Source organism: Hyphomonas oceanitis (assembly GCF_036964545.1).
Taxonomy (GTDB): Bacteria; Pseudomonadota; Alphaproteobacteria; order Caulobacterales; family Hyphomonadaceae; genus Hyphomonas; species Hyphomonas oceanitis.
Genome location: NZ_JBALTL010000001.1, coordinates 208,506 through 223,856 on the forward strand (window position 1 = coordinate 208,506; position 15,351 = coordinate 223,856).

The window sequence follows — 15,351 nt, forward strand, 5'->3', positions numbered from 1 at the left end:
TCAGCTGCCCGTCTGGTTCGCTGAGGCCTGACCCGGCTCTTGTCGCGTGCCCTCATTGAGCGCCTTGACTGCCTTGGCTGCCCGCACGCCAGAGGAAGACTCGACCTCACGGGAGTTGGGCAGGTTTACATCACGCACGGATTGCGCGGCGATATTGTGCTCATTCGCGCCGCCCAGAAGGGATGCATCCTGATGGTCAAAGCTCGCGCAGGCTGTCAGCAAGGATATCCCGGCCACGGCACCAATGGTTTTCAAATCACACGTCATTGCGTGGCTCCTGTACCTGCGGGTTGAACAATCGCCGTCTTGTCGAGCAGGAACAGTTCCGCTTCGGTCGGCTCGGCGAATGCGTCGAACGGCGTGTCCAGCATGCCCGGATGCGCCGCTGGCTGCACAAGCCGCGGCGTGACGATAATCACCAGTTCGCTCTCGTTCTTCTGGTAACGCTTGGACGCAAACAGGTTGCCAAGGATCGGCACACTGCCCAGCCATGGCGTCTGGCGCACATCATTGGAATAATCGTTCTGGAGCAGGCCCGCGATCGCAAAGGCCTGCCCGTCATGCAGCTCAATGGTCGTATCCGCACGCCGCACCGAAATGCCCGGTATCTCGATATTGTTCGCGCGGATGCCGTTGCCGCGATCCAGCGCAGAAACCTCAGGGCGCACACGCAGGTTCACGAGGCCGTCGCCGAGGACGGTTGGCGTAAAATCCAGGCTCACGCCAAACTTCTTGAACTCGACAGTGATCTCGCCATTCGTGTTCGACACCGGGATCGGATATTCCCCGCCCGCCAGAAAGCTCGCCGTGTCGCCCGACAGTGCCACAAGGTTCGGTTCCGCCAGTGTACGGATCACGCCCTTCTGCTCGAGTGCCCGCAGCGTGATATCGACATTCTCGTTACCGACATTGGTGAACAGCGCGATGGTCTTTTCCGCGACCCCTGAAACGGTACCGCTGTCGGTCACGCCCACCACGTCATTGGCATCGAACGAGTTGCCAAAGCCGATCTCTTTCACGGCCGTCCGGCTCGCCTCGACAAAGCGCACTTCCAGCAACACCTGCTGGCTCTGCCCAACGGAGAGTCCATTGGCGACGCCGCCCGGCACATGCCGCTCAGCCAGCTGCAAAGCCATATCCGCGGCAGCGGCCGTGGTCAGCTTGCCATCCAGAAACACGCCGTCATGCACGGGATAAACATTGATATCCTCACCCGGCAGCAGGTTCTTCAGGTCGGTGCGCAGCTCGTCGAGCCCCAGCTCCACCTCGACATCAATCAGCTCGGCGATCTCGCCAGCGGCACTATAGATCAGCACGGTGGTCGTGCCCGGCACCTTGCCACGCAGGAAGAACGACCGGTCGGACGTGGCCATCACATCGGCAATATCCGGATCAGCCACCACCAGAGTCGCGAATTTCGCTTCAGCCTCCACAACCGTGGAACGGCCTTTTTCCAGCACAAGTACATCCGCCCCCTCAGGCGCGCTACGCTGCAGCCAAGCCGACGCTGGCGGCGCCATCATTGCGACCAGCGCAAGGGCTGCCACATAAAACTTGTGCGTCATCTTCATTGGCTTGCTCCTCCGGCGGGCGCCTTGGGCGCCGCCACCGGCGTTGTCACTTCTGTCTCGGCATCGCCATTGATCACACGGATACGCGCCGTGGACGGGGCGCGCACAATACGTGGCCGGGAAACAGGAACGGGCGCCCGGCGGATTTCCGCCACAACCTCAGCTTCTTCCTTGCGTCCAATCAGCGCCAGCCCCAGCGCGCCGCGCTGGCTCGCCGCGCCAAGCATCAGGGCATCATCGGGGGAAACTTCCAGCGTCACCGTATTGGATGGCAGCGCGCCTTCAAGGCCCGCATCAAACGTCTGGTCGATCGCCAGCACTTTCACATTCTTGATCACCGTGCGCGCAATCACATTGCCCGACATCCGCTCGCCATTGCCCGCCCTGCCGCCGCCCGCTTCTTCGCGCGGAACGAATTCGTTCACATCAACCCGGTCTCCCGGCAGCACAAATCCAGCCACGCCCGTGTCGCTTCCGACAACAATGGCAACCGCGCGCATGCCGGGCGCAATGGCCGCGGCCAGCGTCAGCACGGACCCTGTCTCATCAATCTTTGCACGCATCAGCGGCTCGCCCGCCACGATCAGGCCGCGCGCATAGGCGACATCCTTGAGGTCCTCCAGGCTGCGCACAGCATCGGCGGGCACAGCATCGGCTGGCCACAGCGTTGCTTTCAGCATGGAATGGTCAATCATGTCGCCCGTCTGGATGACAGAAGTTGCAACAATTACGGACGACATCTCGACTGCAGGCACAACGCTTGCCGCAGATGCCTCGTTCTTGTCGGATGTCATGTAGCTGCGGCCCAGAAAGACCGCGCCCACGCCCAATACCAGCGAAAGACCAAGGCTTATCAGCGTTGTTGCCTTCATTGCATGTTGCCCTTTGTTCCACGACCGCCACCAGGTCAGAGTCGAACACTAGGGCTCAGGCGATAAAGTCTATTGAAGACGACAGGCTAAATGTCAGGGGGCGGCAGAACGCCCTGTTAACCAAAAAACAATCTATATTAAGCGCAAATGAATCATGGCTTTGCACGCAAAACATGCTTCGCTGGCGCATGTTCTGATCGCACTTTCCTTAGCTATGAAGGAAGGTTGGCGCCTGCCCCGGCACCAGTATGGCCGCAGTTAGCTGCCCGCCATAAACGGCGCCCGTATCGACATTGATGCGTCGGCCACCATGCGCCACGTCGGGCGCGTTGTCCTCTGTCGGCGAATGCCCGTGCACAACCGTCTGCCCGACAAGGTCCGGTGACGTCCAGCAGCGGGCATCGAAGAAATCCTTGCGCCGCGTCCACATCTGCACGCGCTCGCCGCAGTCCGGAAACTTGTCCGGGTCCACCCCGGCATGGACAAAGACCAGCCCCTGCTCTGTGTCATGATGCAGGGTCGGCAGCGATTGCAGCCAGTCGAGATGGTGGTCCGGCGGCCCGTCCAGGCCCCGGCGCCGATAGCTGTCCATCGTCTCTTCACCGCCCCACTCCAGCCAATGGCTGCGAGACTCAGCACTCTGCTCGCGTAGCGCTTCAATCATCATCTGCTCATGATTGCCGCGCAGGGTCAGGGCGCGCGGGCCCATCCGCGCTTCAAGGTCGATCAGGTAGTCCACCACCCCGCACGAATCCTGCCCCCGGTCGATCAGGTCACCGAGGTGCACAAGTGTGACGTCCGCATCACGCAGGTGTTGGCGCACATGAAAGGCCAGCTGCGCGTGCAGGTCCTTCAATCGGTCAAGCTCGCCGTGAATGTCGCCAATGGCGCAGTAAATGCGTTGTGTCATGTCACCAAAATAAGGCGTCGAATGCCGGGAAAAAAGGTCAACGCCGCAGGATGTCAGCTGTCATCGGGCCAATGCTCCGGCCTCAGGCCCATGCCCACCGCCCGCGCGGTCAGCCCCCGAAGAATTGGAACGCGGTCAATCAGTTTGAAAATGAAGGGCGCCTTCAGCGGCGCGCCGCCGCGAATGACGGGCACCAGCACGCGGTCCTGCGCGGCAATCTGTGCGCGCTGCGTCATCCGCGCGGGCCAGTCCCGACGCTTCTGCACGGCGGCCAGCTTCGCGTCCGGTGCGCGGCCTTCGCGAAGGTCCGGCGCTATCATGCGCGCCGCCGCCACGGCATCCTGAACCGCCAGATTGATCCCCACCCCGCCAATCGGCGACATGGCATGCGCCGCATCGCCAATGCAGAGCAACCCGGTCCGCCACCAGGTCTTCAGACGGTTCATCTGAACGGTCAGCAGTTTTACGTCATCCCAGCTGCCAATCGCGCCCGTCGCCGACGCAAGGTCTGGCGCCAAACGCCCTATCCGCTCACGGAAGGCCTCCAATCCCTCAGCGCGGATCGTGTCGGCAGCCCCTTTCGGAAAGGGTAGCGCGCATTGCCAATAATCCCCCCGGTTGATCAGCACGAGAAAGCCATCCGCATCGGCCCGCGCCATCGAGTCGAGGGCGGCGTCGGCCTTCCGAGGCAGCCGCATCCAGAACACATCAATAGGCGCGCCCATGTCCTCGACCTCAAGGCCCGACTGGTCACGCAGCCGCGAGTCGCGCCCATCAGCAGCAACGGTCAGCAGGCTGCGAATTTCCAGCGGTCCGTCCTCGCCCTCGGCGCGCAGGCCCGCCACCTTTCCGTCTTCTTCAATCAGCGTCTCGGCCTTGGTCGACATGAACAGGCGGAAGTTCGGCAATTCGCGCGCCGTATCGGCCACGAAATCCAGCAGGTCCCATTGCGGCATCATCGCGATGAAACCATGCTCCAGCGGCAGGCGGCTGAAGTCCGCCACCTTGTAGGGCTCGCCGGAAATACTCACCATCAGATGCTCGGTTTTCTGGTAGGGCCGGGTCAGCAACCCTTCATCAAGGCCCAGCTCCTTGAACAATTGCAGCGTGGAGGGGTGCACCGTATCGCCCCGGAAATCGCGCAGGAAGTCAGCGTGCTTTTCCAGCACGATCACGTCCACACCCGCGCGCGCCAGAAGGTATCCCATCATCAGGCCAGCCGGCCCGCCGCCAGCAATACAGCATTGGCAGGTCAGCATGGTCATCGGCGGCTCCTTTGCGGATTGCCCCCTAAACCTAGCACATGGCGACCCCGATATTTAGTCGCGGCCTGCAATCACGTCTGCATAAAGGGCCGCATCCACGTTGCCGCCCGTCACGACCACGCCCACACGGCTCCCGCGCATCGCGTCAGGCAGGCCGCGCACTGCCGCTGCCAGCGCTGCTGCGCCGCCTGGCTCGGCAACAATCTTGAGATAGCGGAACGCCTGCCGCATGGCCGTGCGAACGTCCGCGTCGCTCACAGCCAGTCCACCGGCCAGCAAGCGCTTGCCAATCGCAAAGGTCAGGTTGCCCGGCTGCGGCGTCACGATCGCATCGCAGAAGGTGCGCATGCCCGGTGCATTGGCCACGAGTTCCCCAGCCGCCAGAGACTTCGCCCAGTCGTCATGGGTCTCCGGTTCGGCCGTCCAGATCTTCGTGCCCGCCGACAGGCCCTCAAAGGCCAGCGCGACGCCGCTGATCAGCCCGCCGCCACCAGCGCAGCATATGAGATGGTCCAGCGGCTTACCCATGGCCGCCGCCTGCCGCGCAAATTCCAGCCCCAGCGTGCCCTGCCCGGCAATCACGTTGAAATCATCAAAAGCCGGCACGACAATCGCCCCGCCCCGCGCCGCCGCAATATCGCGCGCAATCGCCTCGCGGTCTTCACTGTTGCGATCATAGAGATGCACTTCGCCGCCATCGGCCAGCACGCCATCGACTTTCACCTGCGGCGCATCGGAGGGCATCACGATCAATGCCGGCATGCCCAGCAGCCGCGCCGCCCGCGCCACGCCCTGCGCATGGTTGCCGGACGAGAACGCCACGACACCCGCCTTGCGTCCCGCTTCCGGTATCTGCGCCAGCCGGTTCATCGCGCCGCGTATCTTGAAACTGCCCGTCACCTGCAGGCACTCGGCCTTCACAAGCAACTCAGCTCCCGCCGCCGCATCAAGCGCCGCATGGGTCAGGATTGGCGTTTCACACACAACGCCTGCAATCCGCTTTTCAGCGGCCAGGACATCATCGAAAGTCGGGAGGGAAAGGGTCTCTGTCATGCGCCAAGCCCTTAGACCTGCACGCAATCCAATTCAAACCGCATTCGCCGGGATGCGATCAAAAATACGTAACGAATGGCAATATCGCGTGCCGTGTCCCGCCAACGGACACGGAACGGTCCGAGAAGGGGCACGGAATGGACAGGCTGGCGGCACGAACGGTCTCAAGGCGGCACCCGAAGCGCCGCTCCTGTCAGAAGACTAGAGCCCTGCAGCCATCTTCTTGACCAGCTCGCGTGCGCCCTCGGCCGTTTCCGGATTGTCGAGCGCAAAGGCCAGAACCGCCTCGAAATAGCCGAGCTTCGAACCGCAATCATAAGGCAGGCCTTCGAACTCGTAGGCGAAGAAGTCCTGCATCTCCATCAGGCGCGCCATGGAATCGGTCAGCTGGATTTCGCCACCCGCGCCTTTGCCCTGATCGGCAAGCAGACCGAACACTTCCGGCTGGAGGATGTAGCGGCCCGTAATCGCCAGGTTCGACGGCGCAGATTCCATCGGCGGCTTTTCAACCATGCCCGACATCGTGATCAGACGGCCATCCCGCGATTCCGGCGCGATCACGCCGTAGGACGACACACGCTCCATCGGCACAGGGTCGACCGCCACGATATTGCCGCCCACCTCGTCATAGGCCTTCACCATCTGCGCAAGGCACGACGGCTTTCCCTTGACGATCACATCCGGCAGCAAAACCGCGAACGGCTCATTGCCAATGATATCACGCGCACACCAGATCGCGTGGCCAAGGCCCAGCGGCGACTGCTGGCGCACGAAGCTTGCCGTGCCAGCGGGCATCACGGTCTGCTGGACCTGCTCGAGGATCGCCGTCTTGTTCTTTTTCTTGAGGGACTCTTCCAGCTCATACGAGATGTCGAAATAGTCCTCGATGGCGCCCTTGTTGCGCCCCGTCACGAAGACGATGTGCTCGATGCCCGCTTCAAGCGCCTCATCGACGACATACTGGATCGCCGGCCGGTCAACGACGGGCAGCATCTCCTTGGGGATGGTTTTCGTGGCGGGCAGAACCCGTGTACCAAAGCCCGCAACCGGGAGAACTGCTTTCCTGACGCGCATTGGCGGCTCCTGTTAAGTATCGAGTTGGGAAGACCTATCGCCCATTATGGACACCAAGGCCAGCTTGGGGTGCCTAGACGAGCGCGGCGAAAATGACGATTCCGGCGACGCAGGTGGACAACAGCGCCACCAGCACGGTCGCCAGAATGCGGCGCCCGGAGACATGATAGGATGTGTTCAGGCTCGCGGCGATGCGCGCCTGGAGCGCATGCGCAGGCGAAGCCACATGACGAAGCGCGCCGTGGCTTTCGACAGCCTTTACAGGGCTCTCGGCAGACGCCTGTTCGGCTTCAGCGTGCGGCAGTGGCTTTTCAACGGGCTTGGCAGCCATGGGGCTCTCCGGTGGATTGGTTACCGGCTTATGGCAGACAGGCCCTAAGTTTTGCCTAACGCAGCGTATCGAAATGGTTAGGCCTTTATTGACCCTGACCGCCGCGCCTCAGAGCGGCATCAGCAGATGCCCGCCATCAACCACAATCGTTGATCCGGTCATGAAACTGCCCGCATCCGACGAGAGCAGCAGCAGCGCCCCGCTTAGCTCGGCATATTCGCCGAACCGGCGCATCGGCACCCGCTTGCGCATCGCGTCGCCGGCATCGGAGTCGAGATACTCATCATTTATCTCGGTCTTGAAATAGCCCGGCGAGATCGCGTTCACCCTCACGCCGAAGCGCGCCATTTCGACGGCCATCTGGCGGGTCATGTGATCCACCCCGGCCTTCGACACGCAATAGGCCGTGGTCATCATCTGCGGCTGGTGCGCCGTGATCGAAGCAATATTCACGATTGATCCCTTGGCCCCGGCCGCGACCATGGCATTCGCGCCATGCTTGGCCACCCGCCACACGCCCGTGAGATTCGTGTCGATGACGGCGTTCCAGTCTTCCTCCGCCATGTCGCGGAACCAGCCTTCGCGCGACATGCCCGAATTGTTGATGATCACGTCACACGGGCGGCCCAGCGTTTCGCCGATCGTCGCAAACGCGTCGCTGACGCTCTTGTCGCTGGTCACGTCCATCGCGACCGTCATGGCCTTGCCGCCACGTGACCCGATCTCGGCAGCCACTTCTTCAAGACGGTCCATCCGCCGCGCGGCCAGCACGACGTGCGCGCCCGCATCTGCCAGCACACCTGCAAAGTGGCGGCCCAACCCGCTCGATGCGCCGGTGACCAACGCCGTCCGATTAGCCAAACTAAACATACCCATGCCCCATATCTCCAAATTTGGTGTTGCGTGAGGCAATAAATTGCCCCTATCTCCCTCACATGAAAATATCAGTGCTGAGGGAGCGACGCTCCGGTGAGACCCGTGTGGCCGCAACACCGGAGACCGTCAAGAAGTTGGTTGGTCTGGGACATTCCGTAACCGTTGAGTCGGGTGCGGGAACGGTCGCGGGCTTTATGGATGATGCCTACAAGGCCGAAGGTGCGCGGATCGGCAGTGATGCCGCTGAAACCGCCAAGGGTGCCGATGTGGTGTTCAAGGTACGTGTGCCGGAAGTTGCCGAAGTGGCAGCCCTTCCGGACGGCGTTGCCCTGATCACACTCATGGACCCGTTCGCCATTGAGCCCGGCCTGCTGGACGCGCTCAACGCCAAAAAAATCGCAGCCCTGTCGATGGAATTCACCCCGCGCATATCCCGCGCGCAGTCCATGGACGCCCTCTCTTCTCAATCCAACCTCGCAGGCTACCGCGCCGTCATCGAAGGCGCGCAAATCTATGGCCGCGCCATGCCAATGATGATGACCGCCGCTGGCACGATTGCGCCGGCCAAGGTCTTCATCATGGGCGTCGGCGTTGCCGGCCTTCAGGCTATCGCAACGGCCCGTCGTCTGGGGGCCGTGGTTACGGCAACGGACGTTCGCCCCGCCGCCAAGGAACAGGTCGCCTCGCTCGGTGCCAAGTTCATCGCGGTCGAGGATGAAGAGTTCAAGGCCGCCGAAACCGCTGGCGGTTACGCCAAGCAGATGTCGCCGGAATACCAGGCCAAGCAGGCCGAACTCACCGCCAGCCACATCACCAAGCAGGATATCGTCATCACGACGGCCCTGATTCCCGGCCGCGCAGCGCCTGTCCTCGTCACCGAGGCCATGGTGAAAACAATGAAGCCGGGTTCGGTCATTGTCGATATGGCCGTATCGCAAGGCGGCAACTGCCCGCTATCGAAATCCGACGAGATTGTCGATGTCGGCGGCGTGAAGCTCGCTGGCTTCTCAAACCTCCCTGCCCGCCTGCCCGCCGATGCAAGCTCGCTCTTCGCCAAGAACCTGCTGGCCTTCCTGCCGCTCGTGACAGCCGAAACCGGCGCGCTCAACCTCGATACCGATGACGAAATCGTCACCGCCATGCTGCTTACGCGCAATGGCGAAACCGTGAATGACAGGGTGAAATCATGAAACGCCTCAGCAGCCTCGCCGCCACGGCGTTCCTCCTCGCTGCGCCTGCCTTTGCAGACGCCGGCGGCGTTAACCCCACCATCTTCCTCGCCGCCATTTTCGTGCTGGCCTGTTTCATCGGCTATTACGTCGTGTGGAGCGTCACACCCGCCCTGCACACGCCACTGATGGCCGTGACCAATGCCATCTCGTCCGTGATCATCGTTGGCGCGCTTGTCGCCGCTGCCGCGGCCGGCCTCACCGCCGACAACTGGATCGCCAAGATCCTCGGCGGCGTCGCCGTGATGCTCGCCAGCGTCAACATCTTCGGCGGCTTCCTCGTCACCCAACGCATGCTCGCCATGTATAAAAAGAAGGGGGAGTAATCTGATGGATAGTTTCCACTCCACCCTCGCACCCGCCCTGTATCTTGTTGCAGGCGTACTCTTCATCCTGGCCCTGCGCGGCCTGTCCTCCCCGGCCACCAGCCGCAAGGGCAACCGCAACGGCATGATCGGCATGGCCATCGCCGTCGGCACGACCATTGCCCTCCTCTGGAACCAGCTTGATGTCGCCACATGGGGCATCATCCTCGGCGCTGTCGCCATCGGTGGCACCGTAGGCGCTGTCATCGCCAAGCGCATCGCCATGACCGCGATGCCGCAACTCGTCGCCGCCTTCCACAGCCTCGTCGGCCTCGCCGCCGTGCTGGTTGCTGGCGCTGCGCTCTACGCCCCGCTCGGCTTCGGCATTGCAGACGCAGAGGGCATCCACGTGGCCTCCCTGATCGAGCTATCGCTCGGCTCGGCCATCGGCGCGCTCACCTTCACCGGCTCGCTGATCGCCTTCGCCAAGCTCAATGGCAACATGGGCGGCGCGCCAATCATGCTGCCCGGTCGCCATGTGCTGAACATCGCGCTGGCTGCAGGAATCGTTATCCTTGTCGGCGTCCTGATGGCCAGCCACGGGCACGCTCACTGGGCCTTCCTTGCGCTCACCGCGCTTGCGCTGATCCTCGGCATCACGCTGATCATCCCGATTGGCGGCGCCGACATGCCCGTCGTCGTGTCGATGCTGAACTCCTATTCGGGCTGGGCCGCTGCGGCGCTTGGCTTCACGCTCGGCAACTTCGCCCTCATCATCACCGGCGCGCTCGTCGGCTCTTCGGGCGCGATCCTTTCCTACATCATGTGTAAGGGCATGAACCGCAGCTTCATCTCGGTCATCCTCGGCGGCTTCGGCGGCGACGATGCAGCCGCTGGTGGCGGCGGTGTTCAGGTCGACCGTCCGTTCAAGCGCGGCTCGGCGGAGGATGCGGCCTTCATCATGAAGAACGCCTCCAAGGTCATCATCGTGCCCGGCTATGGCATGGCGGTCGCCCAGGCCCAGCACGCCCTGAAAGAGATGTGCGACAAGCTCAAGGAAGAAGGCGTCGAGATCAAATACGCCATCCACCCTGTTGCAGGTCGTATGCCCGGCCATATGAACGTGCTCCTCGCCGAAGCGCAGGTGCCCTATGACGAAGTCTTCGAACTCGAAGACATCAACTCCGACTTCCGCAATTCCGAAGTCGCCTTCGTCATCGGCGCCAATGACGTGACCAACCCGGCCGCCAAGACCGACAAGACATCACCGATCTACGGCATGCCTGTCCTCGATGTGGAAAATGCCGGTACGGTCCTCTTCATCAAGCGCTCGATGGGCTCCGGTTATGCCGGTATCGAGAACGAGCTCTTCTTCCGCGACAACACGATGATGCTGCTCGCTGATGCCAAGAAGATGGTCGAGGATATCGTCAAGAACCTCTAGGCGGCGAAAGCGGCCCGGATCGTCTCAGACGCGTCCGCATCCAATACGCAATCATCCGGACGGCCCGCCGCTTCCAGCGCGCGGGCCGTTTCCTTTACGGGCACCCCGTTCACCACCAGGCCCGGCGCAATCTCCGCCAGAGGCATCAGCACGAACAGGCGCTCGCTCATGCGCGCATGCGGCAGGGTCAGCATGTCGCTCTCCAGCGTCACGCCGTCCATGGTCAGAATGTCGATATCAATCTCGCGCGGCCCCCAGCGCTCGCGCTCCACACGTCCCAGATCACGCTCAATGCCCTTCACCGCCGCCAGTAGGTCGAGCGGCGCCAGATCGGTCTCGGTCAAGACGCAGAGGTTCAGGAAGTCGCCTTGGTCGACCTTGCCCCAGGGCTTTGTCCGGTAAACGGACGAGGAATGGACTCCGAAGCACCCGGGAATGGACTCAATAGCCCTCAAAGCGGTCACAAGATGGTCCACACGGTCACCCATGTTGGACCCAAGTCCCAGCGCAACCTCAGCCATCGCGGCTGCGCGTCACGGACACGCCGACATGGTCGACAGCATACTTGATCGGCGCCGACGGCTTGCGCACGGTGATGGTAACCGTCTGAACAAGCTCGAATTTTTTCAGGATGGCCTCAGCCAGCTTGTGCGCCAGCGTTTCAATCAGGTTAAACACCGTCGCCGCCGACACTTCAGTCGCCAGGTCACACAGCTCACCATAGTGAACCGTATCACTCATCTGGTCCGCCGCATCAGCCGGCCGCGCCACAGCGCAGTCAATATCGACCATAAAGCGCTGCCCGAGCGACTTCTCCGCATCCATAACCCCATGGTGGCCATGGATATGGAGGTTCGAAACGAAAATCCGGTCTGTCATCCTGCCTCGTCTATCGCCTTCAGCATCTTCAGGGCGTCCGCGTGTTCACGTACATCGTGCACCCGCAGTATCGTGGCGCCTCTCTGGACGCTGGCGAGCCCAGCGGCAAGCGTGCCGATCAGCCGGTCCTGCACCTCGCGGTCCAGAAGGCGGCCAATGAAAGACTTGCGCGATACGCCCACCAGAACCGGAACGCCGAAATCCATCAGCACGTCGAGACGCGCCAACACGTCAAAGTTCTGCTGCCACGTCTTACCGAAGCCGACGCCCGGATCGAGAATCACATGCTCACGCGGAATGCCCGCCGCTGCCGCCATGGCAAAGGCATTCGCAAAGAAATCGCGCATGTCGTCGGCAATGTTGATGTCGGGCTGTATGTCGCCGCGATTGTAGGTAACCACCACAGCGCTTTCGGTTTCGGCCACGGCCTGCGCCATGCCCGCATCCCGCGTCATGCCCCAGACATCATTGATGATAACAGCGCCAGCGGCAGCCGCTGCGCGGGCAACCTCGGCCTTGTAGGTGTCGATGGAGACAATCCGGGATGAACTGGCGCACAAGCCGGGAATGACCGAGAGAACCCGTTCAATCTCGTCTTCAGCGCTCACCTCGGCAGCGCCGGGACGGGTGGACTCGCCCCCAACATCAATGATGTCAGCGCCATCAGCATCCAGCGCCTCGACTTGCGCCATGGCTGCACGGGGATTCAGGAACTGGCCGCCATCTGAAAAGGAATCAGGCGTGACGTTCAGAATGCCCATCAGCAGCACCTGATCTCTGGCGCGCGCAAGAACATCGTCTCGCAAGCGGGCCCGTCTCGTCAGGTTTCCGTTCATAGGCTTTATCTCCCGCGACTCCTGCAGGTGCATATAGCCTTACAGGTGACACGAGCAAACGGCCCTATTGCTTGGTTTCAACGCCGGGATCGTTCTGCGAATAAGCATCCTCCAGCAGTTCACCATCCGGAGCAGGCTTCAAAGCGCCAGGCGTGGCGTTGCGGCTGCCCTTGTCGGCGTTGAGGGTCTTAGGCGTGTTCGGCATGCGCTCGTCTCTTGGGCTTACCACGTCGCTTCGCTGGGCATCTATATGCTGGCTGTCATCACCTTCGGGACGAGGCTGGCCGTCGTCACGAAGCACGCCATGGTCGCCGCCGAGATCTGTGGCCTCGCCGCGACGAAAGCCTGATTCTGCCGTCTCGTCCTTGCGGCCGTGCGTTTCGCCATAGCCACGCTGTTCGCTCAGGTCCTGTTCGCGCTGCGGGTCTTTGTCGGCTGTTTCCTGGGTCATATGGTTCTCCTTCATGTCTGAAGAACCAATGGCTGAGACCAGCGCACGTTCCGCTTAAGCGGCATACCCGCCCATCCCGTAAGGGATGTGAGGCGATACATGGCTTCAAGCCAAGTATCCGGCGGAGTCTGATGTGGGAATTTTTGGCGCAAATCGGCGGCGTTTTCCGACGCCGCGTCCCGCTCTTTCATCGGCGTATTCTGTTTGAAAGAGGGGGGATGGTGTGCCCAGCAGGGTTCGAACCTGCGACCTACTGATTAAAAGTCAGTTGCTCTACCAGCTGAGCTATGGGCACGCCGAAGGCGCCATTTAGGCAACGGCGCCTTCCGGGTCAACCGCTACCTGCACAGGATGGCTTGATGTCGCCATATTTTTCACTTCACCCTCGCCTCATGAGCACTAAAATCGCCTATCTGGCCCTATCATTGGGCCTCGCCGCCTGCGCGAGTAATCCGCAATCCAGCCAACCGGTGGAGAATGCCGCCAACCCTTCCCTGCGTGCAGATGTCAGCACCGCTGCCAACAGCGCCATCACGCAGACCCGCAAAGGCTTGCCAGACGCTGCCCTGTCGCCGCTCGAAGACCTGAACCTGCGCCGGGAAGAGATTCCGCAGGTTCTGGATGGCGTTGAGAGCCCATACCAGCTGTCGCCGACCATGACATGCGAGGATGTCGAGGCCCGCCTCGCCAAGCTCGACAGGGTTTTGGGGCCCGACTGGGATACGCCCAGCCCCGACGACCGGCTGAAAACAGAAATCCTGGCTGATTCGGCGGCCGAGGCGACGCTCAATGCGTTAGCGTCCGAAGCGCGCGGGTTCATCCCGTTTCGCGGCCTTATCCGCAAGGCAACCGGCGCCGAAAGCCACGAGAAGAAGTATAACCGCGCTTTCAAGATCGGCGCCCAGCAGCGGGCGTACCTGAAAGGATATGGGCTCGCGAAGGGCTGCCCGCCCCCTGCCCGGCCGGACTTCATGGTTCAGGCAGTGCCGGACAACAGCATACAGTTCCGGGGCGATACACCGCAGCCCCTGCCTGCACCTAAGCCTCAGGCTCAGCCTTCGGAGACGACTTTGTCCCGGCCCACCGCACCGCCAATTCAGAGCGAAGGGCTTCAAACCGTCCCTCCAGAATACTGAGGCGGATCTCGGCCATCAGGGACTGGAAGAAAGCCGTATTGTGCCAGCTGAGGAGCATGGGGCCGAGATATTCCCCAGCCTTGAACAGGTGGTGGTAATAGGCCCGCGAATAGTCGCGACTGGCCGGGCAATCGACGCCCTCGTCGAGTGGTGACAGGTCTTCGGCGAATTGCGCGTTCTTGACGTTGACCGGTCCGGCCCATGTCCAGGCCTGCCCATGACGACCTGAGCGGGTCGGCAGCACGCAATCGAACATGTCGATGCCGCGCGCCACACTCTCAACCAGGTCGATGGGCTTGCCCACTCCCATCACATAGCGTGGCAGGTGGCCCGGCAGGTGTGGCACGGTCATGTCGATCGTCGCGCACATCTGTTCGTGGCCTTCGCCCACAGCGAGGCCGCCCAGCGCGATACCGCCAAAGCCCTGCGCCACGACGCCCTTGGCGGACTGCTCACGCAGGTCAGCGAAGTTGGAGCCCTGGATGATGCCGAACAGGGTCTGGCTGTCGCGGTCACCGAAAGCATCCAGCGAACGCTGCCCCCAGTCGAGCGACAGGGTCAGGCTGCGCTCGGCTTCCTTATGGGTGCACGGGAAGTTGGTGCACTCGTCCAGTTGCATGGAAATGTCGGCGCCCAGCAGGTCGGCCTGTATCTCGATGCTGCGCGCAGGCGTCAGGCGGTGCATGGAGCCATCGATATGGCTCTGGAAGGTGACGCCATCGGCGTCCATCTTGCGCAGCTGGGCGAGGCTCCAGACCTGGAAACCGCCGCTGTCGGTCAGCATGGGACCATCCCAGTGGGCAAAGCTATGCAGGCCGCCGAGCCGCTTCACGCGCTCAGCGCCGGGCCGCAGCATCAGGTGATAGGTGTTGCCAAGGATGATGTCAGCGCCTGCCGACTTCACCTGGTCCATATAGAGCGCCTTGACCGTGCCCGCCGTGCCCACGGGCATGAAGGCCGGCGTGCGGATTTCGCCGCGCGGCGTGGTCAGTGTACCGGTGCGGGCTGCGCCCTCGGTGGCTTTGATCTGGAAGGGAAATGTGGCCATGCGCGAGGCCTATAAGGGTTGCAGCCATTCCTGCCTAGGGTTCCGATGCGTCACGACTTGTCGCCGCGACA

18 protein-coding genes and 1 tRNA gene are annotated in these 15,351 nt (G+C 62.2%); 4 read left to right on the forward strand and 15 right to left on the reverse strand.

What is annotated here, in order from left to right:
* From V7651_RS01075 to V7651_RS01115, 9 genes are all read right to left on the reverse strand, one after another.
* Positions 1–267 carry a hypothetical protein gene (locus tag V7651_RS01075; RefSeq protein ID WP_035540865.1) on the reverse strand — a complete coding sequence of 89 codons (267 nt, stop codon included), beginning with the start codon at positions 265–267 and terminating at the stop codon, positions 1–3.
* Positions 264–1,571, reverse strand: coding sequence for a type II and III secretion system protein family protein (locus V7651_RS01080; RefSeq protein ID WP_335611898.1), 1,308 nt, complete (start codon positions 1,569–1,571; stop codon positions 264–266). Before V7651_RS01080 ends, V7651_RS01075 begins: the two co-directional genes overlap by 4 nt.
* The gene (cpaB, locus tag V7651_RS01085; RefSeq protein WP_335611899.1) at positions 1,568–2,443 is read right to left on the reverse strand and encodes a Flp pilus assembly protein CpaB; all 876 of its coding nucleotides are present in this window, start codon (positions 2,441–2,443) and stop codon (positions 1,568–1,570) included. Before cpaB ends, V7651_RS01080 begins: the two co-directional genes overlap by 4 nt.
* Before the next feature lie 208 nt (positions 2,444–2,651).
* On the reverse strand, positions 2,652–3,353 hold the full coding sequence (locus V7651_RS01090; protein ID WP_335611900.1) for a metallophosphoesterase family protein: 702 nt from the start codon (positions 3,351–3,353) through the stop codon (positions 2,652–2,654).
* Positions 3,354–3,406: 53 nt separating this feature from the next.
* Positions 3,407–4,618: an FAD-dependent oxidoreductase gene (locus V7651_RS01095; protein ID WP_335611901.1), complete on the reverse strand. Its 1,212-nt coding sequence runs from the start codon at positions 4,616–4,618 to the stop codon at positions 3,407–3,409.
* A gap of 54 nt (positions 4,619–4,672) precedes the next feature.
* Positions 4,673–5,671: a threonine ammonia-lyase gene (locus V7651_RS01100; protein ID WP_335611902.1), complete on the reverse strand. Its 999-nt coding sequence runs from the start codon at positions 5,669–5,671 to the stop codon at positions 4,673–4,675.
* Between the two features lie 201 nt (positions 5,672–5,872).
* Positions 5,873–6,745: a UTP--glucose-1-phosphate uridylyltransferase GalU gene (galU, locus tag V7651_RS01105; RefSeq protein WP_335611903.1), complete on the reverse strand. Its 873-nt coding sequence runs from the start codon at positions 6,743–6,745 to the stop codon at positions 5,873–5,875.
* A gap of 73 nt (positions 6,746–6,818) precedes the next feature.
* Positions 6,819–7,076, reverse strand: a complete 258-nt coding sequence (locus V7651_RS01110; RefSeq protein WP_035540852.1) for a hypothetical protein — start codon at positions 7,074–7,076, stop codon at positions 6,819–6,821.
* A gap of 108 nt (positions 7,077–7,184) precedes the next feature.
* Complete coding sequence (locus tag V7651_RS01115) at positions 7,185–7,952, reverse strand: SDR family NAD(P)-dependent oxidoreductase (RefSeq protein ID WP_035540850.1); 768 nt, start codon at positions 7,950–7,952, stop codon at positions 7,185–7,187.
* A gap of 59 nt (positions 7,953–8,011) precedes the next feature.
* Between V7651_RS01115 and V7651_RS01120 the strand changes: the two genes are divergently transcribed.
* Genes V7651_RS01120 through V7651_RS01130 form a run of 3 tightly spaced genes read left to right on the forward strand, consistent with a single transcriptional unit; the run spans position 8,012 to position 10,930 of the window.
* On the forward strand, positions 8,012–9,142 hold the full coding sequence (locus V7651_RS01120) for a Re/Si-specific NAD(P)(+) transhydrogenase subunit alpha (protein ID WP_035540848.1): 1,131 nt from the start codon (positions 8,012–8,014) through the stop codon (positions 9,140–9,142).
* Entirely contained in the window at positions 9,139–9,507 is a 369-nt protein-coding gene (locus V7651_RS01125; RefSeq protein ID WP_335611904.1) for a proton-translocating transhydrogenase family protein, read from the forward strand. The genes V7651_RS01120 and V7651_RS01125 overlap by 4 nt, the downstream gene beginning before the upstream one ends.
* 4 nt (positions 9,508–9,511) lie before the next feature.
* On the forward strand, positions 9,512–10,930 hold the full coding sequence (locus tag V7651_RS01130) for an NAD(P)(+) transhydrogenase (Re/Si-specific) subunit beta (RefSeq protein ID WP_335611905.1): 1,419 nt from the start codon (positions 9,512–9,514) through the stop codon (positions 10,928–10,930).
* Here V7651_RS01130 and folK read toward each other — a convergent pair.
* From folK to V7651_RS01155, 5 genes are all read right to left on the reverse strand, one after another.
* The gene (gene folK, locus V7651_RS01135) at positions 10,927–11,451 is read right to left on the reverse strand and encodes a 2-amino-4-hydroxy-6-hydroxymethyldihydropteridine diphosphokinase (RefSeq protein ID WP_335611906.1); all 525 of its coding nucleotides are present in this window, start codon (positions 11,449–11,451) and stop codon (positions 10,927–10,929) included. The genes V7651_RS01130 and folK overlap by 4 nt on opposite strands.
* Positions 11,444–11,809, reverse strand: coding sequence for a dihydroneopterin aldolase (gene folB, locus V7651_RS01140; protein ID WP_335611907.1), 366 nt, complete (start codon positions 11,807–11,809; stop codon positions 11,444–11,446). Before folB ends, folK begins: the two co-directional genes overlap by 8 nt.
* On the reverse strand, positions 11,806–12,645 hold the full coding sequence (gene folP / locus V7651_RS01145; protein ID WP_335611908.1) for a dihydropteroate synthase: 840 nt from the start codon (positions 12,643–12,645) through the stop codon (positions 11,806–11,808). Before folP ends, folB begins: the two co-directional genes overlap by 4 nt.
* A 64-nt stretch (positions 12,646–12,709) precedes the next feature.
* Positions 12,710–13,096, reverse strand: coding sequence for a hypothetical protein (locus V7651_RS01150; protein WP_335611909.1), 387 nt, complete (start codon positions 13,094–13,096; stop codon positions 12,710–12,712).
* A 219-nt stretch (positions 13,097–13,315) separates the two neighbouring features.
* Positions 13,316–13,391 (reverse strand) — tRNA-Lys (locus V7651_RS01155).
* 97 nt (positions 13,392–13,488) lie between these two features.
* On the opposite strand from V7651_RS01155, the gene V7651_RS01160 reads away from it, so the two are divergent.
* The gene (locus tag V7651_RS01160; RefSeq protein WP_335591360.1) at positions 13,489–14,232 is read left to right on the forward strand and encodes a hypothetical protein; all 744 of its coding nucleotides are present in this window, start codon (positions 13,489–13,491) and stop codon (positions 14,230–14,232) included.
* Here V7651_RS01160 and tgt read toward each other — a convergent pair.
* The gene (tgt, locus tag V7651_RS01165; RefSeq protein WP_335611910.1) at positions 14,135–15,280 is read right to left on the reverse strand and encodes a tRNA guanosine(34) transglycosylase Tgt; all 1,146 of its coding nucleotides are present in this window, start codon (positions 15,278–15,280) and stop codon (positions 14,135–14,137) included. The two genes, V7651_RS01160 and tgt, sit on opposite strands and share 98 nt — an antisense overlap.
* Positions 15,281–15,351: the final 71 nt, after the last annotated feature.